This is a genomic window from Avibacterium sp. 21-594 (assembly GCF_026226815.1).
Classification (GTDB): Bacteria; Pseudomonadota; Gammaproteobacteria; order Enterobacterales; family Pasteurellaceae; genus Avibacterium; species Avibacterium avium.
This window is the reverse complement of the sequence record NZ_JAKKOC010000001.1, coordinates 750,397-772,217: the sequence shown is the minus strand read 5'-3', so window position 1 is coordinate 772,217 and position 21,821 is coordinate 750,397. Positions and strand designations below refer to the sequence as shown.

The window sequence follows — 21,821 nt, the reverse complement described above, 5'->3', positions numbered from 1 at the left end:
AAATTTAGTCTCAACTTGTGGCTAGAAATTGTTTAATTAAATAGTATATTTTATTGATATCAGATATATCGATATGAGTAATATTGTTTGCCTTAATTTTCTCCATTGGACTACCTTTTTCAACTAAAGCTATAATTTTAGTTCTGCTGCCTAGATAATCACTTAATTTGGAAGGAAGGTAAGGATTATTAGTTTTCAATCTGTTAGTAATGGTATCCATTACTAATAACGCGTCAAGATCATCACTAAGTTTTAAAAAATCAAGATAACCCACATAGGGATAAATAAGTATATTCTTTTTAAGGTTATCTGATACATCTTCTAATATTTCTTCAGGTGATTGTTGAGTATAAACGACTAAACGAATCTTATCCTGAAGATCTATAGATAACATTCCCCAGGCCTCTAAGAATGGTCTAAATCCTCTATTAGGGTAGAAAGAGCCAAAGTAGCCAATATAAAAGTATTCATTATCTTTTTTTAATTGGGCATTTGATAGCCCATAAAAACTGCGTGGTAATGTAGGCTGGGGCTGTATTATAGCTTTACTAGTAATATTATGGCGAATATTCTCATCTGCATAAGATAACATATAATCTAATTGATTTCTATTTGTGAAAATTAGTTCATCGGCATAAGCATATGCTAACATTTCACACCAATAAAAAAGATTATCATTATTTTGATTATATTGTTTAGGAAGTAAATTATGTATTGAAAGCCAATTTAAAGATAAAGGTTCATATCTAATATTTCCCGTTACATCAATTAACAAAGGATCAGAAAATTCAGCAATCCATTTTATCTGTGGATATTTTGATTTAATTAAAGCAGCTGCAAAGTGAGATGCTGGCCACATAGCTCTACTATAAATGGTTTCATAAAGCGGTCGATGTGCTAAAAGTTTCCCTACTTCAATAAATGTTTGCTCTGAGAATTGTTGTATACCTTTCCAATTTGAGAATGTTTGAGATGCTTTTAATTCTATCATTTGGCCTATAAATGGAGCTGAGATTTTTAGTAAGTCATTGTCTTTTGAACGAACTTTATCCATACTATTATAGATAATATCAACAGGTTTATTCATTTCACGCACTCTTTTACTCATTACAATACCAGATGTATCCATGTAAGGAGCATAGCAATATGATATAACCAACATCTTTGAAAACTTAGCATTAATTTCTCTTATAAAAATATTATTTATTTCATTATTTTCAACTAGTTTTTGGAAATTAATATATTCTTCTGGATACTTATCTAAGTATCGTTTAATAAATCCAGCCTGAGCATTAATTTTACTTTGTATAAAATTAGTAATATATGGTGTTGTTGCTTTTTCAAGTAAGGCTATTAAGTGTAAAATAACCTCTAGCCGTTGCTCCACGTTAAAGCTAAATGACTCTCTTTGGCGAGAAACGGAATTTTCTCTTAATAACCTATAATATACTGCTGTATTTAAGTCATTCACTAAATAAATAGTAGGCTGAAATTTACTAATTAGATCTGACCAGTACACTACATCTTCACCGCTTTTTAGTTGTGTAAGGTAGGATATTGATTTGACCATATGTGATGGAGCAAGCTTACAAGCATTCATTGTAAGTGATGAAGACACGTCATTATATTGTATAGTGTGCTTTGTAGCAGCTTTTTCTAGCTGTTTAGTGATCGTAGTATGTCTTATTTCACCAGAATTAGTCACATCGTTTACGCCTGTTAATACAAGAGAATGATAATTTGCTTGGGCATATAGAGATGATAAATACTCAGGACTAACAAAATCATCATCATCTATAAAGGTAATATAGTTATACTTAGCTTCTTGGATTGCAAGGTTACGAGCTTTACCAACTCCAGCTTCTTCCAATATTAATACTTTTATATTAGCCAGAGAGTTCCGACTTCTGATTTTATCTAAAAGCTCATCAGTTTTATCCCGCGGACCATTAATTACTACAATTACTTCATATAAATATAGAGGTAATGTCTGTAATAGTAAAGATTCAATACATTTTTCTATTGTTTTCATTCCTTGGTAGGTTGGAACTATTACAGATATCCCAGACATAAGACGTTCAATGCCTAGGGTATTATTTAAATAGACAGGTGAGCCGGCATCAACCCAAGACTGTATGTTTAATGTAATTTTTTCACAGTTGGGTGGTAAAGCTAATAATATCCGATTAATAGATGATAGTTCGGTATTTAAATAAATATAGTGTTTATTTAAGGATTGACTAAATGGGTAATCAATTCCAGATTCAAGAATATTTTTATCCTTGTCTTCAAAAACAAAGGATACAAGAGCTTGCTTAGGTGTTAAGTTTTCGCAATTAACATCAATTGATAATAGTAATTGACTTGCGCCATTTGCGGGGATAGATATAGATACCCCTTTTTTATCCAAAGGTTGCGAAGTATTATGATTTATATCGATAAATTCTGTCCCTTTTATATCACTCTCTATCCACTGAATTACAGGCCTTCTCTGATTCCACTGAGTTATAGTAGATTGATTATGATAAAGTTGTTTTGATATGTTTATATTATGGGAGACTAGCTTCTGTCTAATTCTTTTAGTTCTTTTTTCTTGGATCAAAGATATTATTGTTTTAAGTAAACGTTTTATTCCTCCGGGCTCTTTAAAAGCAAAGATTATTGCATATCCTAATCTAAATGACATTGAATTCTCATAACTTAATATTTTATCTTGAGCTTTTAGCTCTTTAGCTATTAAGTTTCTATTTTCTTGTTCTAATTCAATATGTGCTTTTTGATAATAATTTAGTTTTTCTTTTAAATTATTATTTTCATGCGTAATAGATATGTTTTTATTTTCTAGTCTAATGTTTTTTTTATCTAATAATGCAATTCGATGCCTTAATAAGGATATAAGATCATTATTTGAATATTTATCGTTTATCTGTTCTTTAGACTCGAGAGTATTAATAGTAGAGAGAGAACCTACCTTAGTAGGTCTCTTACTATTAGAGTGTTTATATTTTCGTTTTTTGCTCATAGCTATGTTTATTACCTGATGTTTAATCTAACCAAATTCCTTTTGTATCGATAATAGTCACGTCATTAGAGAAATTAGGTTTATTTTTCATAAACTCTTTATGATTAACCAATAGTACTGCTACATCTGCAATTTCTTGACTCTCTATATAATCGACTAGATTGATTTCTTTTTTACCATGATGTTCTATGTCTTTGTGGTAGTTAGGTTCTACTGCATAGACTTGGTTCGGGTAAAGATCCATCAGTTTTTCTGTAATCATTAATGCTGGACTTTCACGCAAATCATCAATATCAGGTTTAAATGCTAAGCCATAACATACGATAGACAGATCATCAATAGCTTTACCAGTTCGTTTTGAAACTTTTTCTACTGACTCTTTTACTTGGTTAATCACCCATTCAGGCTTACTATCATTTACTTCGCGAGCAGATTTCACCATTTTTGCTAGATCTGGTGTTTTATCAACAATAAACCAAGGATCTACAGCAATGCAATGTCCGCCCACTCCACAACCAGGCTGTAAAATATTAACTCTAGGGTGGCGATTTGCTAAAGAAATTAGTTCCCATACATTGATATTTAAGCGGTCTGAAATTAAAGAAAGTTCATTTGCAAAGGCAATATTTACATCGCGAAAGGCATTTTCTGTTAATTTACTCATTTCTGCGGTTCTGGCATTAGTTTTTACTAATTCACCTTGGACAAAGATTTTGTAAATTTCAATCGCTTTTTCTGAACAAATGTCTGTAATTCCACCAATGATTCGATCATTTTCTACAAGCTCTTTAATCACTTGTCCCGGTAATACACGTTCAGGACAGTAAGCTACATAGATATCAGGCTCATCATTATCTGATTCATGGGGGAATTTTAATTCAGGTCGAGCTTCCGATAGCCAATTAACTAGCTGTTCAGTTGTACCTACTGGAGAAGTTGATTCTAAAATAATAGTATCTCCTTTCTTTAAGACGGGAGCTAATGCTTTAGAAACGGCTTCAATATAGCTTAGATCAGGTTCATGATCACCTTTAAAGGGAGTTGGCACTGCAATAACAAACGCATCAGCAGGTTCCGGTTTAGTAGTTGCATATAATTGACCACTAGACACTGCTTTGGAGACAATCTCTTGTAATCCTGGTTCTACGATATGGATTTGCCCCTGGTTAATTGTATCAACCGCATGTTGATTAACATCGACCCCAATTACTTTCGCACCATTAGTTGCAAACATAGCAGCGGCAGGTAAGCCAATATAACCTAAACCAATAACAGAAATAACTTTTTGACTCATATTTTTTCCTTAATATTTTAATAATTCATTAACAATTTGCTTTGCCGATGTACCATCACCATATGGATTTTTTGCTTCTGACATACTTTGGTATTCTTTAGGATTATCCATTAACTTAGAGAATTCTTCAACGATGGACTCAACATTTGTTCCTACAAGCCTTACCGTGCCAGCTTCCACTGCGGCAGGACGTTCAGTAGTATCACGTAATACTAAAACTGGTTTTCCTAATGTAGGCGCTTCTTCTTGGATTCCACCAGAGTCACTCAGGATAATATGAGCATTGGACATTAGATAAGTGAAAGGTAAATACTCTTGAGGCTCAATAAGATGAATGTTTGGATGATCTGATAAAAATTCCTCAAAGGTATTACGTACAGCAGGATTTAAGTGTAGTGGTAGTACGAATTGTAGTTGTGGATATTTATCAGCTAGTAGGTGAATTGCTTTAGCTATATTTTTAATGCCATTACCATGATTTTCACGACGATGAGCCGTGATTAAAATTAGCTTAGATTGTTCATCATTCTTATTAACAAACGGAAAAAAAGACTCCATTTGTGCTTTGATGTTTACATCATTCAATTTTTCTCTAACTTCCAGTAATGCATCTATAACAGTATTACCTGTAACAAAGATTTTATTTTCATCAACGTTTTCCTTAAGAAGATTATTTTTGGAACCAACAGTTGGTGAAAAATGGAGAGTGGATAATACCGAGGTCAAACAGCGATTAGCTTCTTCTGGCCAAGGAGAGTATAAATTGCCAGTTCTTAACCCTGCTTCAACATGACCGATTTTTATTCTTTTGTAGAATGCCGCGAGGCTTGTTGCAAAAGTTGTTGTTGTATCCCCATGAACAAGTACAAAATCAGGCTTAAAATCATCTAATATTGGAGATAGACCTTCAATAATAGATGTTGTGATTTGTTCTAATGTCTGCTTTTTCTGCATGACATCCAGATCATAATCAGGTTGAATATCAAATAAATTTAGTACTTGATCTAACATTTCTCTATGTTGTGCAGTTACACAAACTTTAGAAATGATATTTGAATGACGCTTTAACTCATGCACCAATGGCGCCATTTTGATCGCCTCGGGCCTAGTTCCAAAGACTGTTAATACTCTCATGTAATTAAGATTCCTATGCTATTATTCCAACAAAATCTGCATATTTTATAGTAATAGAATTATTTTATCAATTCTATAAATTAGATTTATTTATGGTTAAGATGTTCTTCATATTAGTTAATGTCAAGATACTGCTTCAATCTCTCATCTAATACGATTTTGTTTTGGATAGATGAGAAAAATGCGCCATAAATTATATTTATGTATTATACTAATATGACTGGCCATTTTTATTTCTCCTCACTATAGGAGATTTGTGGTGATAAATATCTTACATAAAGACTCTAAGGAAAACATATGCGTAAACATATTATCGCAGTCAGCTGCTGTTTATTAGTATCCTGTGCGAACTTACCCAATTCAGGCCCAGATAAAAGCAGCATTGAAAAAGTGGAACAGCAAAATACTAATGTTCCGACTGTTCAGTTAATTAAGTTAGATGATAAGGTTGTTGGAAGTGATTCTTTCCAAGTTCAATCTTTTAAACAGCTAGCTTCTTCTAAGCAACATTATCAAGGTGTGGTAAATGCTGGTGATTTGCTTGATATTACTCTTTGGGAAGCACCACCAGCAATTTTATTTGGCAGTGTATTAGATGAAAGTGGTGTTTCGGCTAGTCAAAGCACTCGTTTGCCAGAGCAAATGGTTAGCAATAATGGACGTGTTACCATTCCATTTATTGGTTCTTTGCGTGTAGCAGGAAAAACACCAGAGCAAATTCAAACTGATATTGTCAATCGCTTACAATCTATTGCTAATCAGCCACAAGCTATTGTACGCGTTGTCAAAAACAATTCTGCGAATGTAACAGTGCTTACTAAAGCGGCAGCAGTGCGTATGCCTTTAACAACGTATGGTGAAAGAGTTCTTGATGCGGTAACTGCGGCTGGCGGCGTTAGCGGTGATTTACAAGATATTTCAGTTCAGCTTACGCGCAATAATCAAGTGAAGACCATTTCCTTAGCTAAGTTAGCCCGTGAGCCGCAAGAGAATATCCTTTTGCGTTCTGGTGATGTATTAAGTTTACTAAATAACCCGCTTTCATTTACTGCGATGGGTGCGGTAGGAAATAGTAAAGAAATTCGTTTTTCAGCTGAAGGTTTGAGCTTGGCTGAGGCGATAGGTCGTCTTGGTGGATTAAACGATAACCGAGCAGATCCGCGTGGGGTTTTTATTTTCCGTTATATTCCATTTGAAGAATTATCACTGGCTGATCAGCAACAATGGCAGGAAAAAGGGTTCCATAATGGAATGAAGATTCCAACGGTATATCAAGCTAACTTATTGGAGCCACAATCAATGTTTTGGATTCAGCAGTTTCCGATAAAAGATAAAGATATTGTTTATGTGTCTAATGCACCATTGGCTGAATTCCAAAAATTCCTTCGTATGATTTTTGGTTCAACTAGTCCAGCATTATCCACTATCAATAGCATTAATAATATGTAGGTGTGAAGAATGGAACAAAATATTGAACAGCCTATTGCAAGACGTAAGAAAAAATTGAATTTAAAGAAACTTAATCCGTTGCTGTGGATAACGGTGATTATTCCTACTTTCTGTTCGATTTTTTATTTTTCGATCTGGGCTTCAGATGTCTATATTTCTGAATCTAGCTTTATTGTGCGTTCTTCGCGTAGTCAGGCTAGTTTAGGTGGAATGGGGGCATTGTTGCAAAGTATCGGCTTTGCACGTTCTCAAGATGACACTTTTACTGTGCAAGAGTTTATGCGTTCTCGCAATGCTTTAAGCACCTTAGAAACTGATTTGCCGCTTAGAAAATATTATGATGAAGGGGATTTTTTCAGTCGTTTTGATCCACTAGGATTATTTGATTCGCAAGAAGCGTTCTATCAATATTTTCGCGATCATTTATCCATTAGTATTGATTCACTATCGGGTATTGCAACATTAAGGGTGCGTACTTTTGATGCAGCATCAGCGCAAGAAATTAATAATGCCTTGCTCAATCTCGCTGAAAAATTAGTGAATCAGCTTAATGATCGTGCGCGTAGGGATACCATTAAATTCGCAGAACAATCGGTTAATGAAGCAGAGAATCATTTAACTGAAACTTCTGTCGCATTAAGCCAATACCGTGTTAAAAATGAAATTTTTGATGTGGCAAGCCAATCAGAATCAGTTTTGACCTTGGTACAGAAATTACAAAATGAATTAATTTCAATTCAAACTCAGCTTGATCAAGTCAGAGCGCTATCACCAAATAACCCTCAAGTTAAAGTGTTAAGAGCTAGACAAAAAAGTATTCGAGAAGAGTTATCACAGCAGTTAGATGTGGTGTTTGAAGGGAAAAAATCTTTAACTACCCAATCTGCTGAGTACCAACGTTTGATTTTAGATGATACCTTAGCGAAACAGCAATTAACCGCAGCAATGTCAGCATTGCAAAGCGCAAAAGAAGAAGCGGGCAGACAGCGGCTATATTTGGAAATTATTGCTAAGCCGAATCGTCCAGATTTAGCCTTAGAGCCGCATCGTTTATACAATATTTTGGCAACGTTAATTCTTGGCTTGGTGCTTTATGGTGTATTAACACTATTATTAGCAGGTGTGAGAGAGCATAAAAACTAATGCAGTATGGCGAACAAACTTCATTGCGAGAATCATTTCAAATTCAGTGGCGAGTGCTGAAAGCATTATTGCTACGCGAAATCATTACTCGTTATGGGCGTAAAAATTTAGGGTTCTTATGGCTATTTGTCGAACCCTTTATGATGACCCTTATTATTGTATTGATGTGGCATTTTTTAAAGGCAGATCGGTTTTCTACGCTAAATATTGTTGCTTTTGCGATCACAGGCTATCCCTTATTGATGATGTGGCGTAATGCCTCAAATAGGGCGATTGGCGCAATTGAAGCCAATATAGCATTGCTATACCACCGTAATGTTCGCCCTTTAGATACGCTTTTTTCCAGAATGACGTTAGAAATTATGGGGGCAACCGTTGCGCAGATTTTGATGCTTGCCTTTCTTGTGATAATCGGCTGGGTTGAAATGCCAAGCGATGTGTTATATATGCTTTTTGCTTGGTTCTTAATGGCGCTATTTGCCATTGGTCTAGGCTTGATTATTTGCTCACTAGCTTATTATTTAGAATTTTTTGGCAAGATCTGGGGAACATTAACATTCTTGATGTTTCCTATTTCCGGCGCATTCGTTTTAGTAAGTAGTTTGCCTAGTAATGTGCAGTCCATGTTGCTATGGTTTCCAATGATTCACGGCACAGAAATGTTTAGACACGGTTATTTTGGCTCAAGCGTCGTAACAATGGAGTCTCCTGGCTACCTTCTTACCTGTGATTTAGTAATGCTTTTAATTGGATTATTAATGGTACGCAGTTTTAGTAATAGGATTAACGCAAGATGATCAGTGTAGAAAATGTCTATAAGAAATATCATACAAGAACAGGCCCAGTAACTGTTTTAAATGATATTAATTTTAAACTTGAGAAAGGTGAAAAAGTTGGGATCTTGGGGTGTAACGGTGCAGGAAAATCAACCTTAATTCGTCTAATGAGTGGTGTCGAAGCGCCAACATCAGGCTCAATTCGCCGTGAAATGAGCATCTCTTGGCCACTCGCCTTTAGTGGCGCATTCCAAGGTAGCTTAACGGGAATGGACAATTTGCGTTTTATTTGTCGTATTTATAATGCCGATATTGACTATGTAAAAGCCTTTACCGAAGATTTTTCAGAATTGGGGAATTACCTTTATGAACCTGTAAGAAGTTATTCATCAGGAATGAAAGCGCGTTTAGCCTTTGCGTTATCCTTATCTGTAGAATTTGACTGCTATCTTATTGATGAAGTGATTGCCGTGGGGGATTCACGCTTTAGTGATAAATGTCGTTATGAGCTTTTTGAAAAACGTAAAGATCGCTCGATTATTCTCGTTTCTCACAGCCCTTCTGCAATCCGTGAGTATTGTGATAGTGCTAAGGTGCTAGAAAAAGGCAAATTATTAGATTTTCCTTCCATTGATGAAGCCTATAAATATTACAATCAACAATAAATAAAACGTATTAAAAAATACCCGCACTTTATAAAGTGCGGGTGTTTTTTATGGGATTTTTATTCGCTTTGTTCAACAAAATCTTCGGTTTTTTCTACCGCACTTCGGATTGTTAGGCCGACTTCTGCGGAGATCATATGGGAGAGAATTTCGCTGAGTGCGTTTAAACGTGGCATATCAATGTGATTGTCATCATCAAAGTAACCTTGTTCTTTCAGGCTTGCTACAAAGGCCGAGAATACGGCTTTGTCGAAAAACTCAGGTGCGTTGATGCCGTGCAATACGGATAAACGTTGTGCTACGGATTGGCTTTCTTTTTCCAGTATGCCACGGGAGATGCTCGGATCGTTTTGTAAAATACTCACGGTAATGTAGTAGCGTTGTAGGATTTCACGCACGCCAGCCGACCATAATTGTAATGCACGAACTTGTGGCTTATTGATAGACAGCATATTTTCATTGCATTGAATAATATTTTGGCGTTGCAATTCGGCAATGATTTTTTCTACTTGTTCATTAAGTTCTTGTTGGCTGAAATGCAGAAATAGCTCTCTTTGTAAGAAAGGATAAATTTTATTTACCGCATCTAAAACTAATGATTTTTGAATCGCTTCATAATGCAACACAATGCTCGCAACCAATGATGGTAAGACAAACAGATGCTGGATATTGTTGCGATAATAGGTCATTAGTACGGCATAATTGCGTTCTAAGCGAATAATTTCACCAAAGTTATCTTTTTCTTGCACCACGCCCACACGATCTAGATTGAGAACGTGATTGAGCATTTCTTCAGGTGTTTCCGTAGGCACGATAATATCTGGGGAATAAGGCACGTTTTGTAAGAATTGTTGATAACTAGCCAGCTGTTCCAAAAGCTGTTCGCGGGTTAAAGCGCGTTGGCGTGAAGAGAGCAAGGCTAATCCAGTTAAATTCATTGCATTTACGGCAGCGGCATTATTAATGTTAATCATCACTTGGTTAGAAACAGAATCCACCGCTTTGTTGAACCATTGTGATTTTTCCCCTTCTGGCGTTTGCTCTTTCCATTCAGGGAAATGCTGGTTGAGATAGTTGCTTAACACGATAGGCTCGCCAAAATTCACATAGCCTTTGCCTAAATTACGCAATTTTTTGATTACGCGTAACACAAGCCCCGCATTTTCTTTCTCTTTTGCTGCACCACGCAATTCTTTGGCGTAAGTGTCCACCTCTAAAACGTGTTCATAGCCCACATAAACAGGCACCACAGAAATCGGACGCGTTTGGCGCTGCTGTAAGGCTTGCAAGGTCATTGACATCATTCCTGTTTTTGGCGCAAGTAAACGCCCAGTACGAGAGCGTCCGCCTTCAATGAAATATTCAACGGAGTAACCACGATGGAATAATTCACCTAAATACTCACGGAAAATGGTGGAATACAGGCGGTTGCCTTTAAATGTACGGCGAATAAAAAATGCACCACCACGGCGGAACATTGCACCCACAGGCCAGAAATTTAAGTTAATGCCTGCGGCGATATGCGGTGTTACCAAGCCTTGATGATATAACACATAAGACAGCAATAAATAGTCAATATGGCTACGGTGGCACGGCACATAAACAATTTCGTGGCCTTCAAGTGCCAGTTTACGCACACGATCGGCATTTTGCACATCAATGCCTTGATAAAGTTTATTCCATAGCCAACGTAAGAAACGATCCGCTACACGCAAGCCTTCATAGCTCACATTTGCGGCGATCTCATCTAAGATTTTATAGGCCTCTTTTTGCGCTTTTTCGATTGGAATTTTCTTGCTTTTTGCTTCATCTTCAATGGCTTTTAGAATCGCAGGGGATTGCAGCAATTTATTAAACATCGCTTGGCGATTTGGCAAGCGCGGCCCTGTGGCTGAAATGCGTTGTTTAGAAAAGTGAATTTTTGCCACTCGCGCTAATTTTACCGCAATTTTTTCATCAGAGCCGTGTTCATTCACCATATAACGCAATGAAACGGCTTGCGAAAAGCGTACAAAGGTATCGCGCCCGAACCAAATCGCGGCGGCAAATTTTTGAATACCGTTTAATAAACGCAAATTTGGTAAGCCAGCTTTATTTTCGTGGCCGGGTGAACGCCCCCATAGCACGGAAACTGGGATTAATTGCACATCAAGATCGGGTAAAGTGCGGTGTAATTCTAAATATTTATTAAAGATCGCTAAGGTTTCTTTTTTCGCACCTTTCGACTTAAAAATGCGGTGGCCTTCATCTAAAAACACAAAACGCGGTAGGGAAGTCTCACCAAATGTGTTGTTTTCAAAGGGATCGGGTAATCCCACGCTTAAGCAGTTACGGCGGAAGATCACCAAGTCGGTTTGTGAAGTATAAGGTAAAACATAAACAATGGGCTGTTGAATATTTAGCCCGAGTTCTTCAATAGGATTATGTGGAATCGGATTGTTTTTAACTAATACAGAAAGGGGTAATTCTAATAATTTTCTATATAAATTAAGTACGCTAGCCATATAACTATCCATTATTTTTGTAATAATTTAATAAAATATTATGCTATTTTAGCACAAAAAATTTACCTTGCTTTGAATTCAAGGCTGAACTTCCATTTTTCAGGCAACTATTTTCCTAATTTGCGGAAAAATCGACAAAATCACACATAAACAAGAAAAGCGGTTGCAACAAATCTGTTTCTGTATATAATGCCAGTAAATATGTATATAAAAACAGGGGAGTAAAATGACAATGATGAAAGCCCTCACAGCCCGTCAGCAAGAAGTTTATGATCTACTAAAACGCCATTTAGAAACCACAGGAATGCCACCTACCCGCGCGGAAATTTCGCGGGAATTGGGATTTCGTTCACCAAATGCGGCAGAAGAACATCTTAAAGCACTTGCACGAAAAGGCGTAATTGAAATTATCCCAGGCGCATCGCGCGGTATTCGTTTGCTTGCAGAAGAAAATACGGAAGAAGAATCAGAGGGCTTGCCGCTTATCGGACGTGTTGCCGCGGGTGAGCCAATTTTAGCAGAACAGCATATTGAAGGCACTTATAAAGTAGATGCCAATATGTTCAAACCGCAAGCGGATTTCTTGCTGAAAGTCTATGGTCAATCAATGAAAGACATCGGCATTTTAGACGGTGATTTATTAGCCGTGCATAGCACCAAAGACGTACGCAATGGCCAAGTGATCGTGGCTCGCATTGAAGACGATGTTACCGTAAAACGCTTTGAGCGCAAAGGTTCGGTTGTTTATCTTCACGCAGAAAATGAAGAATTTGAACCGATCGTGGTTGATCTTGCTGAAACAGAACAATTTGAAATTGAAGGCATTGCGGTGGGGATTATTCGTAATAATGCGTGGATGTAACGCCATTCATTTACTTTGCTCACTATTAAAAAATTCAAAAAATTGCACCGCACTTTGGCTATAAATACAAATGGTTACAAAGCTAGCGATGAGGTGACGAGAGCCTGAGTCTTACAAGCTATCTTTGAATTGTAATGCTTATCGGCTTTACTGAATGAGTTCCATTAAAAGTGCGGTTGTTTTTTGCGAAATTTTTTGAGTGATTTTGAGTCAATTGATGCTTTTTACATATATTAAAAGTGTGCAATTTGAAACTCAAAATTTCCTAATAAAATAACATAATTTCCCCTTGTGCTTTTTCGTTAATCCTGTATAATCGCACGCCTTACAGCTACATCATCATTTTCGTTCCTTGCTTCCGCAAGATTGGTAGCTGGTCTTACAGTCGGAGGCTGATTAACCCGTAAGGAGCAGTAATGCGTCACTACGAAATCGTGTTTATGGTTCATCCGGACCAAAGCGAACAAGTACCAGCGATGATTGAGCGCTATACCAATTCTATTAAAGAAGCGGGCGGTCAAATCCATCGTTTAGAAGATTGGGGTCGCCGTCAATTAGCTTACCCAATCAACAAATTACACAAAGCACACTATGTGCTAATGAATGTAGAAGCGCCTCAAGAAGTCATCGACGAGCTAGAAACAACTTTCCGTTACAACGACGCAGTTCTTCGTAACGCAATTATTCGTACTAAGCACGCCGTAACAGAAGCGTCCCCAATGGTTAAAGCACGCGAAGAGCGTAAACCTTTAGCTGAAGTTGAAAACAACGATTTTGAGGATGCTGAAGAGTAATTCAAAGATTGATAATCGCTTCTCATTAATTGGTCAAGTCAGCGACTTTCCCAAACGAAGCAAAAGCCCTAACGGAATTGAACATTGCCGTTTTTATTTAGAGCATCGTTCTGAACAACAAGAGGCAGGCTTACCCCGTCAAGCGTGGTGTAAAATCGCAGTTCAAGTTAGTGGCAATCAGTTAATTGCAAAAACTCAAAGCATTACGGTCGGCAGTAATTTATTGATTGTGGGGTTTATCACTTCACACAAATCTGCAAATGGTTTAAGTCAATTAGTATTACATGCCGAGCAAATCGAATTTATAGATTAGGAGACTAGCCAAATGGCACGTTATTTCCGTCGTCGTAAGTTCTGCCGCTTTACAGCGGAAAACGTTCAAGAAATCGATTACAAAGATATCGCAACGTTAAAGAACTATATTTCAGAGAGCGGCAAAATTGTTCCAAGCCGTATTACCGGTACTCGTGCGAAGTATCAACGTCAATTAGCTCGTGCAATCAAACGCGCGCGTTTCTTAGCGTTACTTCCATACACTGATAATCAGTAATTAAGGAGAATACGGTAATGCAAGTAATTCTTTTAGATAAAGTTGTTCACCTTGGTAATGTAGGTGATCAAGTTAATGTTAAATCTGGTTATGCACGTAACTTCTTAATCCCACAAGGGAAAGCAGTTATGGCAACTAAAGCTAACATTGAATATTTTGAAGCACGTCGTGCAGAATTAGAAGAAAAAGCAGCAAAAGCACTTGTGGCAGCAATGGATCGCGCAGAGCGTCTTGAAGCCCTTGAGTCTGTAACCATCGCAAGTAAAGCGGGTGATGAAGGCCGTTTATTCGGTTCTATCGGTACTCGTGATATTGCTGATGCAATCACAGCTCGTGGTGTTGAAGTAGCGAAAAGCGAAGTTCGTTTACCAAATGGTTTAATCCGTACTACTGGTGAACACGAAGTTCGTTTCCAACTTCACGGTGAAGTATTCGCAAACTTACGTCTTATCGTAGTTGCTGAATAATCACAGCTTTTTATAAGATAAAAAAACCCAGCACGCGCTGGGTTTTTGTTTGTAAGCGTATTTTATCCCCTTGCTGTTTTACAAATAATAACGATAAAAAGCACTTTGCCTAAAATATCCCCAATTCTTTCCTTGCTTTCCCCTTCCTGCAATGTCAAACTTACAGCAATCTATGCCTTATAAGGAAATCATTATGGCTAAAAAAATAACAAAAAAAACCACCGCACTTTCCGATCCAAATTATCAGCAGGAATTAAAAAAATATAGCAACCCTGTGCCAAGTCGTGAGTTTATTCTTAGCACCATTCGTGATCATAATGCGCCAATGTCAAAAGAAGAATTATATGCCGTCTTGGCGATTCACGATGAAGAGCGCCAAGAAGCAATGCGCCGCCGTTTACGCGCTATGGAAAATGAAGGGCAACTTGTTTTTACCAAACGTAAACGCTATGCCTTGCCAGAAAAATTAGACTTAATCAAAGGAATGGTGATTGGGCATAAAGAAGGCTACGGCTTTTTACAAGTGGATGGTGCAAAGCAAGATTTATTCATTCCCAATGGACAAATGAAGCAAGTAATGCACGGTGATTATATTCTTGCGCAGCCAAGTGGTTTTGATCGAAAAGGTCGCCAAGAAGTACGAATCGTGCGTTTGCTGGAAGGACGCAAAAAGCATATTGTAGGTCGTTTCTTTTTAGAAGAAGGGATTGGCTATGTTGTGCCTGATGACAGCCGTATCCATCAAGATATTTTGATCCCCAATGAACATCGACACGGGGCAAGAATGGGGCAAGTTGTGGTGGTGGAACTCAAACCCCGCACCGCAATGTTTACTCGTCCAGTAGGAATGATTATTGAAGTGTTGGGCGAAAATATGGCAAAAGGAATGGAAACTGAAATCGCCATTCGCAATCACGATATTCCGCACGTTTTCCCAAGTGCGGTGCAAAAACAAGTCAAAAAATTCACCGAAGAAGTGCCTGAAGCGGCGAAAAAAGGGCGGGTGGATTTACGCCAACTTCCTTTAGTCACCATTGATGGTGAAGATGCGCGAGATTTTGATGATGCGGTGTATTGTCAGCGCACTGAAAAAGGTGGCTGGAAACTTTGGGTTGCCATTGCCGATGTGAGCTATTATGTTCGTCTGCGCACGGCATTGGATAACGAAGCCTATAATCGCGGAAACTCGGTGTATTTCCCAAATCGCGTTGTGCCAATGTTGCCAGAAGTACTCTCTAATGGCTTGTGTTCGCTCAATCCACAGGTTGATCGTTTATGTATGGTGTGTGAGCTCAGCATTTCACCAAAAGGCAAAATGACCGATTACCGCTTTTACGAAGCCGTGATGAATTCTCACGCGCGTTTAACCTATACTAAAGTGGCGCGCATTTTGGAAGGCGATGAAGAATTGCAACAGCGCTATGAACCCCTTGTTCCTCATTTGCAAGAATTACATCATCTTTATCAAGCCTTGGTAAAAGCTCGCCAACAACGTGGCGCGATTGATTTTGAAACCATCGAAAGCAAATTTGTGTTTAATGAAATGGGACGCATTGAACGCATTGAGCCAGTGGTGCGCAATGATGCTCATAAGATCATTGAAGAATGTATGATTTTAGCCAACATTGCCGCAGCGAATTTTATGGAAACCCACAATGAACCTGCGTTATATCGTATTCACGCTGGGCCAAGTGAAGAAAAACTCAGTGCTTTCCGTGCTTATCTTGCCGAGCAAGGGTTAAGTCTAGGCGGTGGTGCAAAGCCAACCACCGAAGATTACGCCAAATTACTGGCACAAGTGAAAGAGCGCCCAGATCACGAGCTTATCCAAACAATGTTGCTACGCTCTCTCAGTCAAGCGATTTATTCTCCAGATAATATTGGGCATTTTGGTTTAGCACTAGAGCAATATGCGCATTTCACCTCGCCAATTCGCCGCTATCCCGATTTAACTTTACATCGTGGAATCAAATATTTACTGGCTAAATTGCAAGGTTCAAAACGCAAAACCACAGATTCAGGCGGCTATCATTATTCCTTTGATGAAATGGATAACCTCGGTGAACATTGCTCAATGACCGAACGCCGCGCCGATGACGCAACTCGCGAAGTGGCAGATTGGCTCAAATGTGAATATATGCAAGATCACGTTGGCGAAGAATTTACTGGCGTAATTTCTGCCGTAACGGGCTTTGGCTTATTTGTGCGTTTAGATGATTTGTTCATTGACGGGCTTGTGCATATTTCAACTTTGGATAACGATTATTACCAATTTGATGTAAACCGCCAGCAGTTAATTGGTGAAAACAGCGGACGGATTTATCGTTTAGGCGATAAAGTGGAAGTGCGTGTAGAAGCCGTTAGCCTTGAACAGCGCCAAGTGGATTTCTCACTCATCAGCACAGAACGCAAGCCACGCCGCGAAGGCAAAACCGCCAAAGATAAAGCGAAAAAAAGCTTCCGCTATGCTGAAAGTGCGAAAAAACAAAAAGGGAAATCCACCGCTAAATCAACGAAAAAAGCGAAAAACAAAAGTGCGGTGAAAAAATCAGAAATTTCTGCTAAGAAAAATAAGCGTAAATCGCACCGCTCTTAGTTAAAACGCACTTGCGAAAAAATAGCGCAAGAAGATCGCTTTGCGAAAAACTGGCGGAAAGACGGCAAACAAGCGTATAATTCCGCCTCATTTTATGTATCAATGTAAAGGATAACAATGTCTGAAAATATTTATGGAATCCACGCGGTTAATGCGTTTTTGGCAAATGCACCAGAACGGCTGATTGAAGTTTATGTGCTAAAAGGGCGTGAAGATAAACGCTTACAGCCTGTTCTCAATACGCTTTATCAGCTTGGTATTTCCGTGCAATTCCTTAACCGCGAAACGTTGGATAAAAAAGCCAATGGCGAAGTACATCAAGGAATTATTGCGCGCGTGCAACCTGCCAAAGAATTAAATGAAAATGATCTGGATCGCATTTTACGCGATCAGCAAAATCCCCTTGTATTGGTGTTAGATGGCGTAACCGATCCGCATAATCTGGGGGCCTGTTTGCGTACCGCCGATGCTGCTGGCGTGTGTGCGGTGATCGTGCCAAAAGATAAATCAGCACAGCTCAATGCCACCGCACGCAAAGTGGCTTGTGGTGCGGCAGAAGTGGTGCCATTGATTCGTGTAACTAATTTAGCGCGCACTCTAAGAGAGTTGCAACAGCATTATAATATGTGGGTGGTTGGCACCGCAGGGGAAGCAACGGAAACCTTATACCAAAGCAAATTAACGGGATCGCTCGCATTAGTCATGGGCGCAGAGGGGGACGGAATGCGCCGCTTAACCCGCGAAACTTGCGATCAGTTGGTGAGTATTCCAATGGCGGGTTCGGTTTCTTCTCTGAATGTGTCGGTTGCGACTGGCGTGTGTTTATTTGAAATTGCAAGGCAGCGTCTAATGGAATAAAGTCATTTTCTCATCAATATAGTCTCTTTAGTTTTTCAAAATAGCTTGTAAAAACGTAATGAAAAAGTTGATGACTGACTTTATTGATGATAATTTCCAAAAGATGGTTTTGCGAACCACACCACGACAAAAAGTAACATAAACATCACACCTGATAACCAAAAAATTTCATTTGCCCCGATAATGAAGCCCTGAGCGGTAATGTTTCTTGCTAAAGACATTGACGTTTGCGTATCGCTCAAGTCAAGCTGTGCCATTGTTTCGTAATAGGCTTGTGCATTGGGATTATAAGGATTAATTGCCTCAGTAGATTGAGTATGGTGCATTGCTTCACGGTTATACCATAAAAAGGTGGTGAGCGATGTGCCGATTGAGCCTGCTAGGGTTCGCAGAAAGTTAAATAAACTTGAGGCAGATGCCATTTTCTCTACGGGTAAGCCTGATAGTGTAATGGTCGTTAGTGGCATAAAGAAGCAGGCTACGGCGATCCCTTGAATGAGCTGTGGCAATACGACATCGGTGAAAGCCATTGCGGGTTCAAAGGTTACCGCTCGCCAATGGAAGGTGAGGGCATAGACCATAAAGCTGATGGTTACTAAAATTCGCATATCAATTTTATAGCCAAAACGCCCGATGATTGGCGATAGCAAAATCGGAAATAAGCCCACTGGGGCGGCGGCAGTCAAAAAATGGATGCGGAACGCACCACTTACCACAACAGCCATTTAGACAGCGAGCAAATAACCCTCAACACGCAGAACAATTTAACCCTCAAGGGGCAACCGCCAAAGCGAGCCGTATTGATGCCAATGTGGGCGGAAAACTACATATTGAAAGCCTGCAAGATGTGCAAACACTCAAAAGCAAAAGCAACCAAGCGGGCTTGAGTGTGAGTATCAGCTTGGGCAATGCGTGGGGTGGTAATGTTGGATTCAGTGCCGACCTAGCCAGTGAAAACTATCGCCAAGTGAGCGAACAATCGGGCTTGTTTGCGGAAGCGGGCGGCTATCACATTAATGCCAATCAGGTTCACCTTAAAGGCGGAGCGATTGCAAGCCAAAACGGAGAGAACAGCGAGCTTTCCACTAATCAGCTCACAGCGGAAGACATTCAAAATGAATCGTCAAGCCAAGCAATGAGCGGTGCGGCGAGTTTTGGAATAAGCCATCAAGAAGGGCATTATGAGGAAAAAGGCACGGGCAAGGTGGTGAAAAATCCTGAAGCCTCAAATCTTGACACCCGCAATCTGAAATGGGTAAACTAAAGCACTTCCCCGAACTTTAACGCGGGCATACCGATGTATGAGAGCCATCACGACAGCAGTGTTACCAAAGCCACGATTACCGCAGGCAAGATTACCCTCAACAAAGACTGCTAGCCAATCCACACTACTGTTAGAGCGTTGGCAAAAACCTTAAATATTAACATCGCACTTGATGAAGCCAATCAGCAAGTGGAGAAACCAAGGGACGCCCAAAGCCAGTTACTTAATTGTGAGAGTATTAATTAAAAGGATATTTATGCTAATGCAACCTAATGATATAGAAAATATTGTTAAAAGTTTTTGTGATGAAGCAAGTCAGCCTAGTCATCGTTATTATAGTTTCGATCTTTGCTATTCTCACTTTAGAAATTCGAAATTAAAGAATGAAATAAATATTGAACAAAGCTGTTTTGTTTTATGGGGTTATTTAGGTAGCTGGGGAATGTTGCGGGGATCTAGTTATTTATTACAAACTAAAAACCCTCTATTTTTAAAAGAGCTAGTCGAATGGATTTATTGCCAAGATAATGGAATTTGGGAAATTGATGTTGAAGATTATAATAATCCTGAGAAAGTAGAAATTATTCTTAAAATTTATCAGGTTGTTTGTGATAAAATCTCTGATGGAAATAAACAACCAACTAAAACATTGGTTACGAAAATTATATTAGGAGTGTTTGGTATATTACCAGCATTTGATTCATTCTTTTGTAAAACTTTTGGTTTCTCTAGTTCTAAAGTAACTAAAAGAAACCTTATTAAAATTTATGATTTTTATCTAAAAAATCAAAAAGTTATTGATGAATTACAGAAACAGGTTAGGGATAGTAATTATTATTTAACTAATTATACAAAAGCTAAAGTTATTGATATGTACGGTTTTCAAAAAGAAAGAAATAGACGTGAGAACTTATTAGAAATTGAAAGCAATAATTAAATAGCTTCATCATAAGATACATTGAAAGTATGTTTGACAAATATTTTTAATGATAGTTTATAGGGAAAAGAATGGTATTACAGAATTAATTATGCCATTTTGTTGCTGATATATTTAACCAATACTTAGAAGAAGTGCCGAAGGATATTCATGCAGATATGAAATCACGGAATAAAAATGCTTTTGTATGATAGGATATAATGATGAGATATTGTTAGAATAAAACTTGAGCGTTTCCTTTTTTGTTTAGATTTATTTGAACACTCATATTCTAAACAGGGAAACGCTCACTTTTTATAGTGAATTGTCAGATCAAGTCTGATCTTTTACAGCTAAGGTTTATAGATAATTTCTACTCCTTCCTCATCCTCTTCCGACCAATCGTCCCAATCTTCATCGTCTTCATCAAATTGATGTTCAGCAAGTTGTTCTTGATGATAGTCATCCCATTTGAACTTCACTTCTTCTGGGTTCTCTGGTTGTTTTTCTTCCTCTCTTGGGTGAGCGTCTAAATAATCCATAATATCACGGCAGAGTGCTGGCACATTTTTTCCTGTCGCAGCGGAAATGAGGTAATAATCGCCCTCCCAACCTAAACGTTCAAGGATTTCTTTTGCTCGCTCGTGTGCTTCTTCATCGGACATTGTGTCGATTTTGTTAAACACCAGCCATTGGGTTTTCTCGGCAAGTTTTTCGCTATATTGGAAAAGCTCACTTTCAATAATCGCAATGTTATCCGCAGGATCGCTACCATCAATTGGGTTGATGTCCACAAGGTGAATGAGGACGCGACAACGCTCTAAATGTTTTAAGAAACGAATACCTAAGCCTGCCCCTTCAGACGCACCTTCAATCAAGCCTGGAATATCCGCAATCACAAAGCTACGGTTTTCATCAACCCGAGCTACGCCCAAACTTGGCACAAGGGTGGTGAATGGGTAATCTGCCACTTTCGGTTTGGCTGCGGAAACAGCACGAATAAAGGTAGATTTCCCTGCATTCGGTAAGCCTAACATTCCTACATCTGCGAGTAGCATTAATTCTAATAGCAGATCGCGCTTTTCTCCTGGCGTGCCGTTGGTTTTTTGTCGTGGCGCACGGTTTACTGAAGATTTAAAACGGGTGTTGCCTAAACCGTGATAGCCACCTTTGGCAATCAGCATTTTGGCACCGTGCTTTGTTAAATCCCCGAGGATTTCTTTGGTATCGTTATCAATCGCACGCGTTCCTACTGGCACTCTTAGTGTGATGTCTTTACCACGGCGTCCTGTGCAGTCTGAGCTGCGGCCATTTTCACCACGTCCTGCGGCAAAACGTTTTTCAAAACGATAGTCGATCAGGGTGTTAAGGTTTTCATCGGCAATAAGATACACATCACCGCCATCACCGCCATCACCGCCATCAGGCCCGCCTTTCGGGATAAATTTTTCGCGGCGGAAGCTCACACAGCCGTTTCCGCCATCACCAGCCTCAACGCGAATCAAGGCTTCATCAATAAACTTCATT

18 protein-coding genes and 1 pseudogene are annotated in these 21,821 nt (G+C 38.7%); 13 read left to right on the top strand and 6 right to left on the bottom strand.

The window, feature by feature from the left end; translation table 11 throughout:
• Positions 1-10: 10 nt before the first annotated feature.
• Genes L5B76_RS03590 through wecB form a run of 3 tightly spaced genes read right to left on the bottom strand, consistent with a single transcriptional unit; the run spans position 11 to position 5,450 of the window.
• Entirely contained in the window at positions 11-3,022 is a 3,012-nt protein-coding gene (locus tag L5B76_RS03590; RefSeq protein ID WP_265754246.1) for a glycosyltransferase, read from the bottom strand.
• A 22-nt stretch (positions 3,023-3,044) separates the two neighbouring features.
• Entirely contained in the window at positions 3,045-4,316 is a 1,272-nt protein-coding gene (gene wecC / locus L5B76_RS03585) for a UDP-N-acetyl-D-mannosamine dehydrogenase (protein ID WP_265754245.1), read from the bottom strand.
• Positions 4,317-4,325: 9 nt separating this feature from the next.
• Positions 4,326-5,450 carry a non-hydrolyzing UDP-N-acetylglucosamine 2-epimerase gene (gene wecB / locus L5B76_RS03580; protein WP_265754244.1) on the bottom strand — a complete coding sequence of 375 codons (1,125 nt, stop codon included), beginning with the start codon at positions 5,448-5,450 and terminating at the stop codon, positions 4,326-4,328.
• Positions 5,451-5,747: 297 nt separating this feature from the next.
• On the opposite strand from wecB, the gene L5B76_RS03575 reads away from it, so the two are divergent.
• The 4 genes from L5B76_RS03575 to L5B76_RS03560 are packed head-to-tail and all read left to right on the top strand — an operon-like array spanning position 5,748 to position 9,483.
• Positions 5,748-6,899 (top strand): polysaccharide biosynthesis/export family protein, encoded by a 1,152-nt coding sequence (locus L5B76_RS03575; RefSeq protein ID WP_265754243.1) that lies wholly within the window; start codon positions 5,748-5,750, stop codon positions 6,897-6,899.
• Positions 6,900-6,908: 9 nt separating this feature from the next.
• Complete coding sequence (locus L5B76_RS03570) at positions 6,909-8,042, top strand: capsule biosynthesis protein (RefSeq protein ID WP_265754242.1); 1,134 nt, start codon at positions 6,909-6,911, stop codon at positions 8,040-8,042.
• Entirely contained in the window at positions 8,042-8,839 is a 798-nt protein-coding gene (locus L5B76_RS03565) for an ABC transporter permease (protein WP_265754241.1), read from the top strand. The genes L5B76_RS03570 and L5B76_RS03565 overlap by 1 nt, the downstream gene beginning before the upstream one ends.
• Positions 8,836-9,483 (top strand): ABC transporter ATP-binding protein, encoded by a 648-nt coding sequence (locus L5B76_RS03560; protein WP_265754240.1) that lies wholly within the window; start codon positions 8,836-8,838, stop codon positions 9,481-9,483. Before L5B76_RS03565 ends, L5B76_RS03560 begins: the two co-directional genes overlap by 4 nt.
• A gap of 59 nt (positions 9,484-9,542) precedes the next feature.
• Here L5B76_RS03560 and plsB read toward each other — a convergent pair whose 3' ends face one another.
• Positions 9,543-11,987 carry a glycerol-3-phosphate 1-O-acyltransferase PlsB gene (plsB, locus tag L5B76_RS03555; protein ID WP_265754239.1) on the bottom strand — a complete coding sequence of 815 codons (2,445 nt, stop codon included), beginning with the start codon at positions 11,985-11,987 and terminating at the stop codon, positions 9,543-9,545.
• A gap of 226 nt (positions 11,988-12,213) precedes the next feature.
• Between plsB and lexA the strand changes: the two genes are divergently transcribed.
• The 7 genes from lexA (at position 12,214) to rlmB (ending at position 18,114) form a co-directional block, all read left to right on the top strand.
• Positions 12,214-12,849 (top strand): transcriptional repressor LexA, encoded by a 636-nt coding sequence (gene lexA / locus L5B76_RS03550; RefSeq protein WP_115250049.1) that lies wholly within the window; start codon positions 12,214-12,216, stop codon positions 12,847-12,849.
• Positions 12,850-13,265: 416 nt separating this feature from the next.
• Positions 13,266-13,643, top strand: a complete 378-nt coding sequence (gene rpsF, locus L5B76_RS03545) for a 30S ribosomal protein S6 (RefSeq protein WP_103854031.1) — start codon at positions 13,266-13,268, stop codon at positions 13,641-13,643.
• A complete protein-coding gene (gene priB / locus L5B76_RS03540; protein ID WP_103854030.1) occupies positions 13,630-13,956 on the top strand; it encodes a primosomal replication protein N in 327 nt (108 codons plus the stop codon). Before rpsF ends, priB begins: the two co-directional genes overlap by 14 nt.
• A gap of 12 nt (positions 13,957-13,968) precedes the next feature.
• Complete coding sequence (rpsR, locus tag L5B76_RS03535; protein WP_035687245.1) at positions 13,969-14,193, top strand: 30S ribosomal protein S18; 225 nt, start codon at positions 13,969-13,971, stop codon at positions 14,191-14,193.
• Between the two features lie 17 nt (positions 14,194-14,210).
• A complete protein-coding gene (rplI, locus tag L5B76_RS03530) occupies positions 14,211-14,660 on the top strand; it encodes a 50S ribosomal protein L9 (RefSeq protein WP_103854029.1) in 450 nt (149 codons plus the stop codon).
• 193 nt (positions 14,661-14,853) lie between these two features.
• Entirely contained in the window at positions 14,854-17,256 is a 2,403-nt protein-coding gene (gene rnr / locus L5B76_RS03525) for a ribonuclease R (protein ID WP_265754238.1), read from the top strand.
• Positions 17,257-17,373: 117 nt separating this feature from the next.
• Positions 17,374-18,114, top strand: a complete 741-nt coding sequence (rlmB, locus tag L5B76_RS03520) for a 23S rRNA (guanosine(2251)-2'-O)-methyltransferase RlmB (RefSeq protein WP_264245703.1) — start codon at positions 17,374-17,376, stop codon at positions 18,112-18,114.
• Positions 18,115-18,194: 80 nt separating this feature from the next.
• Here rlmB and L5B76_RS03515 read toward each other — a convergent pair.
• Positions 18,195-18,794: pseudogene (locus L5B76_RS03515) on the bottom strand (MFS transporter); the annotation flags it as partial.
• On the opposite strand from L5B76_RS03515, the gene L5B76_RS03510 reads away from it, so the two are divergent.
• The gene (locus L5B76_RS03510; RefSeq protein WP_265754237.1) at positions 18,752-19,378 is read left to right on the top strand and encodes a hemagglutinin repeat-containing protein; all 627 of its coding nucleotides are present in this window, start codon (positions 18,752-18,754) and stop codon (positions 19,376-19,378) included. The pseudogene L5B76_RS03515 and the gene L5B76_RS03510 overlap by 43 nt on opposite strands.
• A 262-nt stretch (positions 19,379-19,640) precedes the next feature.
• Positions 19,641-20,315 (top strand): hypothetical protein, encoded by a 675-nt coding sequence (locus L5B76_RS03505; RefSeq protein WP_265754236.1) that lies wholly within the window; start codon positions 19,641-19,643, stop codon positions 20,313-20,315.
• Positions 20,316-20,647: 332 nt separating this feature from the next.
• Here L5B76_RS03505 and cgtA read toward each other — a convergent pair whose 3' ends face one another.
• A complete protein-coding gene (gene cgtA, locus L5B76_RS03500) occupies positions 20,648-21,820 on the bottom strand; it encodes an Obg family GTPase CgtA (RefSeq protein WP_265754235.1) in 1,173 nt (390 codons plus the stop codon).
• Position 21,821: the final 1 nt, after the last annotated feature.

Excerpts from the sequence above, each read along its gene's own strand:
- L5B76_RS03590 (WP_265754246.1), bottom strand. The coding sequence starts at position 3,022 with ATGAGCAAAAAACGAAAATATAAACACTCTAATAGTAAGAGACCTACT.
- wecC (WP_265754245.1), bottom strand. The coding sequence starts at position 4,316 with ATGAGTCAAAAAGTTATTTCTGTTATTGGTTTAGGTTATATTGGCTTA.
- wecB (WP_265754244.1), bottom strand. The coding sequence starts at position 5,450 with ATGAGAGTATTAACAGTCTTTGGAACTAGGCCCGAGGCGATCAAAATG.
- L5B76_RS03575 (WP_265754243.1), top strand. The coding sequence starts at position 5,748 with ATGCGTAAACATATTATCGCAGTCAGCTGCTGTTTATTAGTATCCTGT.
- L5B76_RS03570 (WP_265754242.1), top strand. The coding sequence starts at position 6,909 with ATGGAACAAAATATTGAACAGCCTATTGCAAGACGTAAGAAAAAATTG.
- L5B76_RS03565 (WP_265754241.1), top strand. The coding sequence starts at position 8,042 with ATGCAGTATGGCGAACAAACTTCATTGCGAGAATCATTTCAAATTCAG.
- L5B76_RS03560 (WP_265754240.1), top strand. The coding sequence starts at position 8,836 with ATGATCAGTGTAGAAAATGTCTATAAGAAATATCATACAAGAACAGGC.
- plsB (WP_265754239.1), bottom strand. The coding sequence starts at position 11,987 with ATGGCTAGCGTACTTAATTTATATAGAAAATTATTAGAATTACCCCTT.
- lexA (WP_115250049.1), top strand. The coding sequence starts at position 12,214 with ATGACAATGATGAAAGCCCTCACAGCCCGTCAGCAAGAAGTTTATGAT.
- rpsF (WP_103854031.1), top strand. The coding sequence starts at position 13,266 with ATGCGTCACTACGAAATCGTGTTTATGGTTCATCCGGACCAAAGCGAA.
- priB (WP_103854030.1), top strand. The coding sequence starts at position 13,630 with ATGCTGAAGAGTAATTCAAAGATTGATAATCGCTTCTCATTAATTGGT.
- rpsR (WP_035687245.1), top strand. The coding sequence starts at position 13,969 with ATGGCACGTTATTTCCGTCGTCGTAAGTTCTGCCGCTTTACAGCGGAA.
- rplI (WP_103854029.1), top strand. The coding sequence starts at position 14,211 with ATGCAAGTAATTCTTTTAGATAAAGTTGTTCACCTTGGTAATGTAGGT.
- rnr (WP_265754238.1), top strand. The coding sequence starts at position 14,854 with ATGGCTAAAAAAATAACAAAAAAAACCACCGCACTTTCCGATCCAAAT.
- rlmB (WP_264245703.1), top strand. The coding sequence starts at position 17,374 with ATGTCTGAAAATATTTATGGAATCCACGCGGTTAATGCGTTTTTGGCA.
- L5B76_RS03505 (WP_265754236.1), top strand. The coding sequence starts at position 19,641 with ATGCAACCTAATGATATAGAAAATATTGTTAAAAGTTTTTGTGATGAA.
- cgtA (WP_265754235.1), bottom strand. The coding sequence starts at position 21,820 with ATGAAGTTTATTGATGAAGCCTTGATTCGCGTTGAGGCTGGTGATGGC.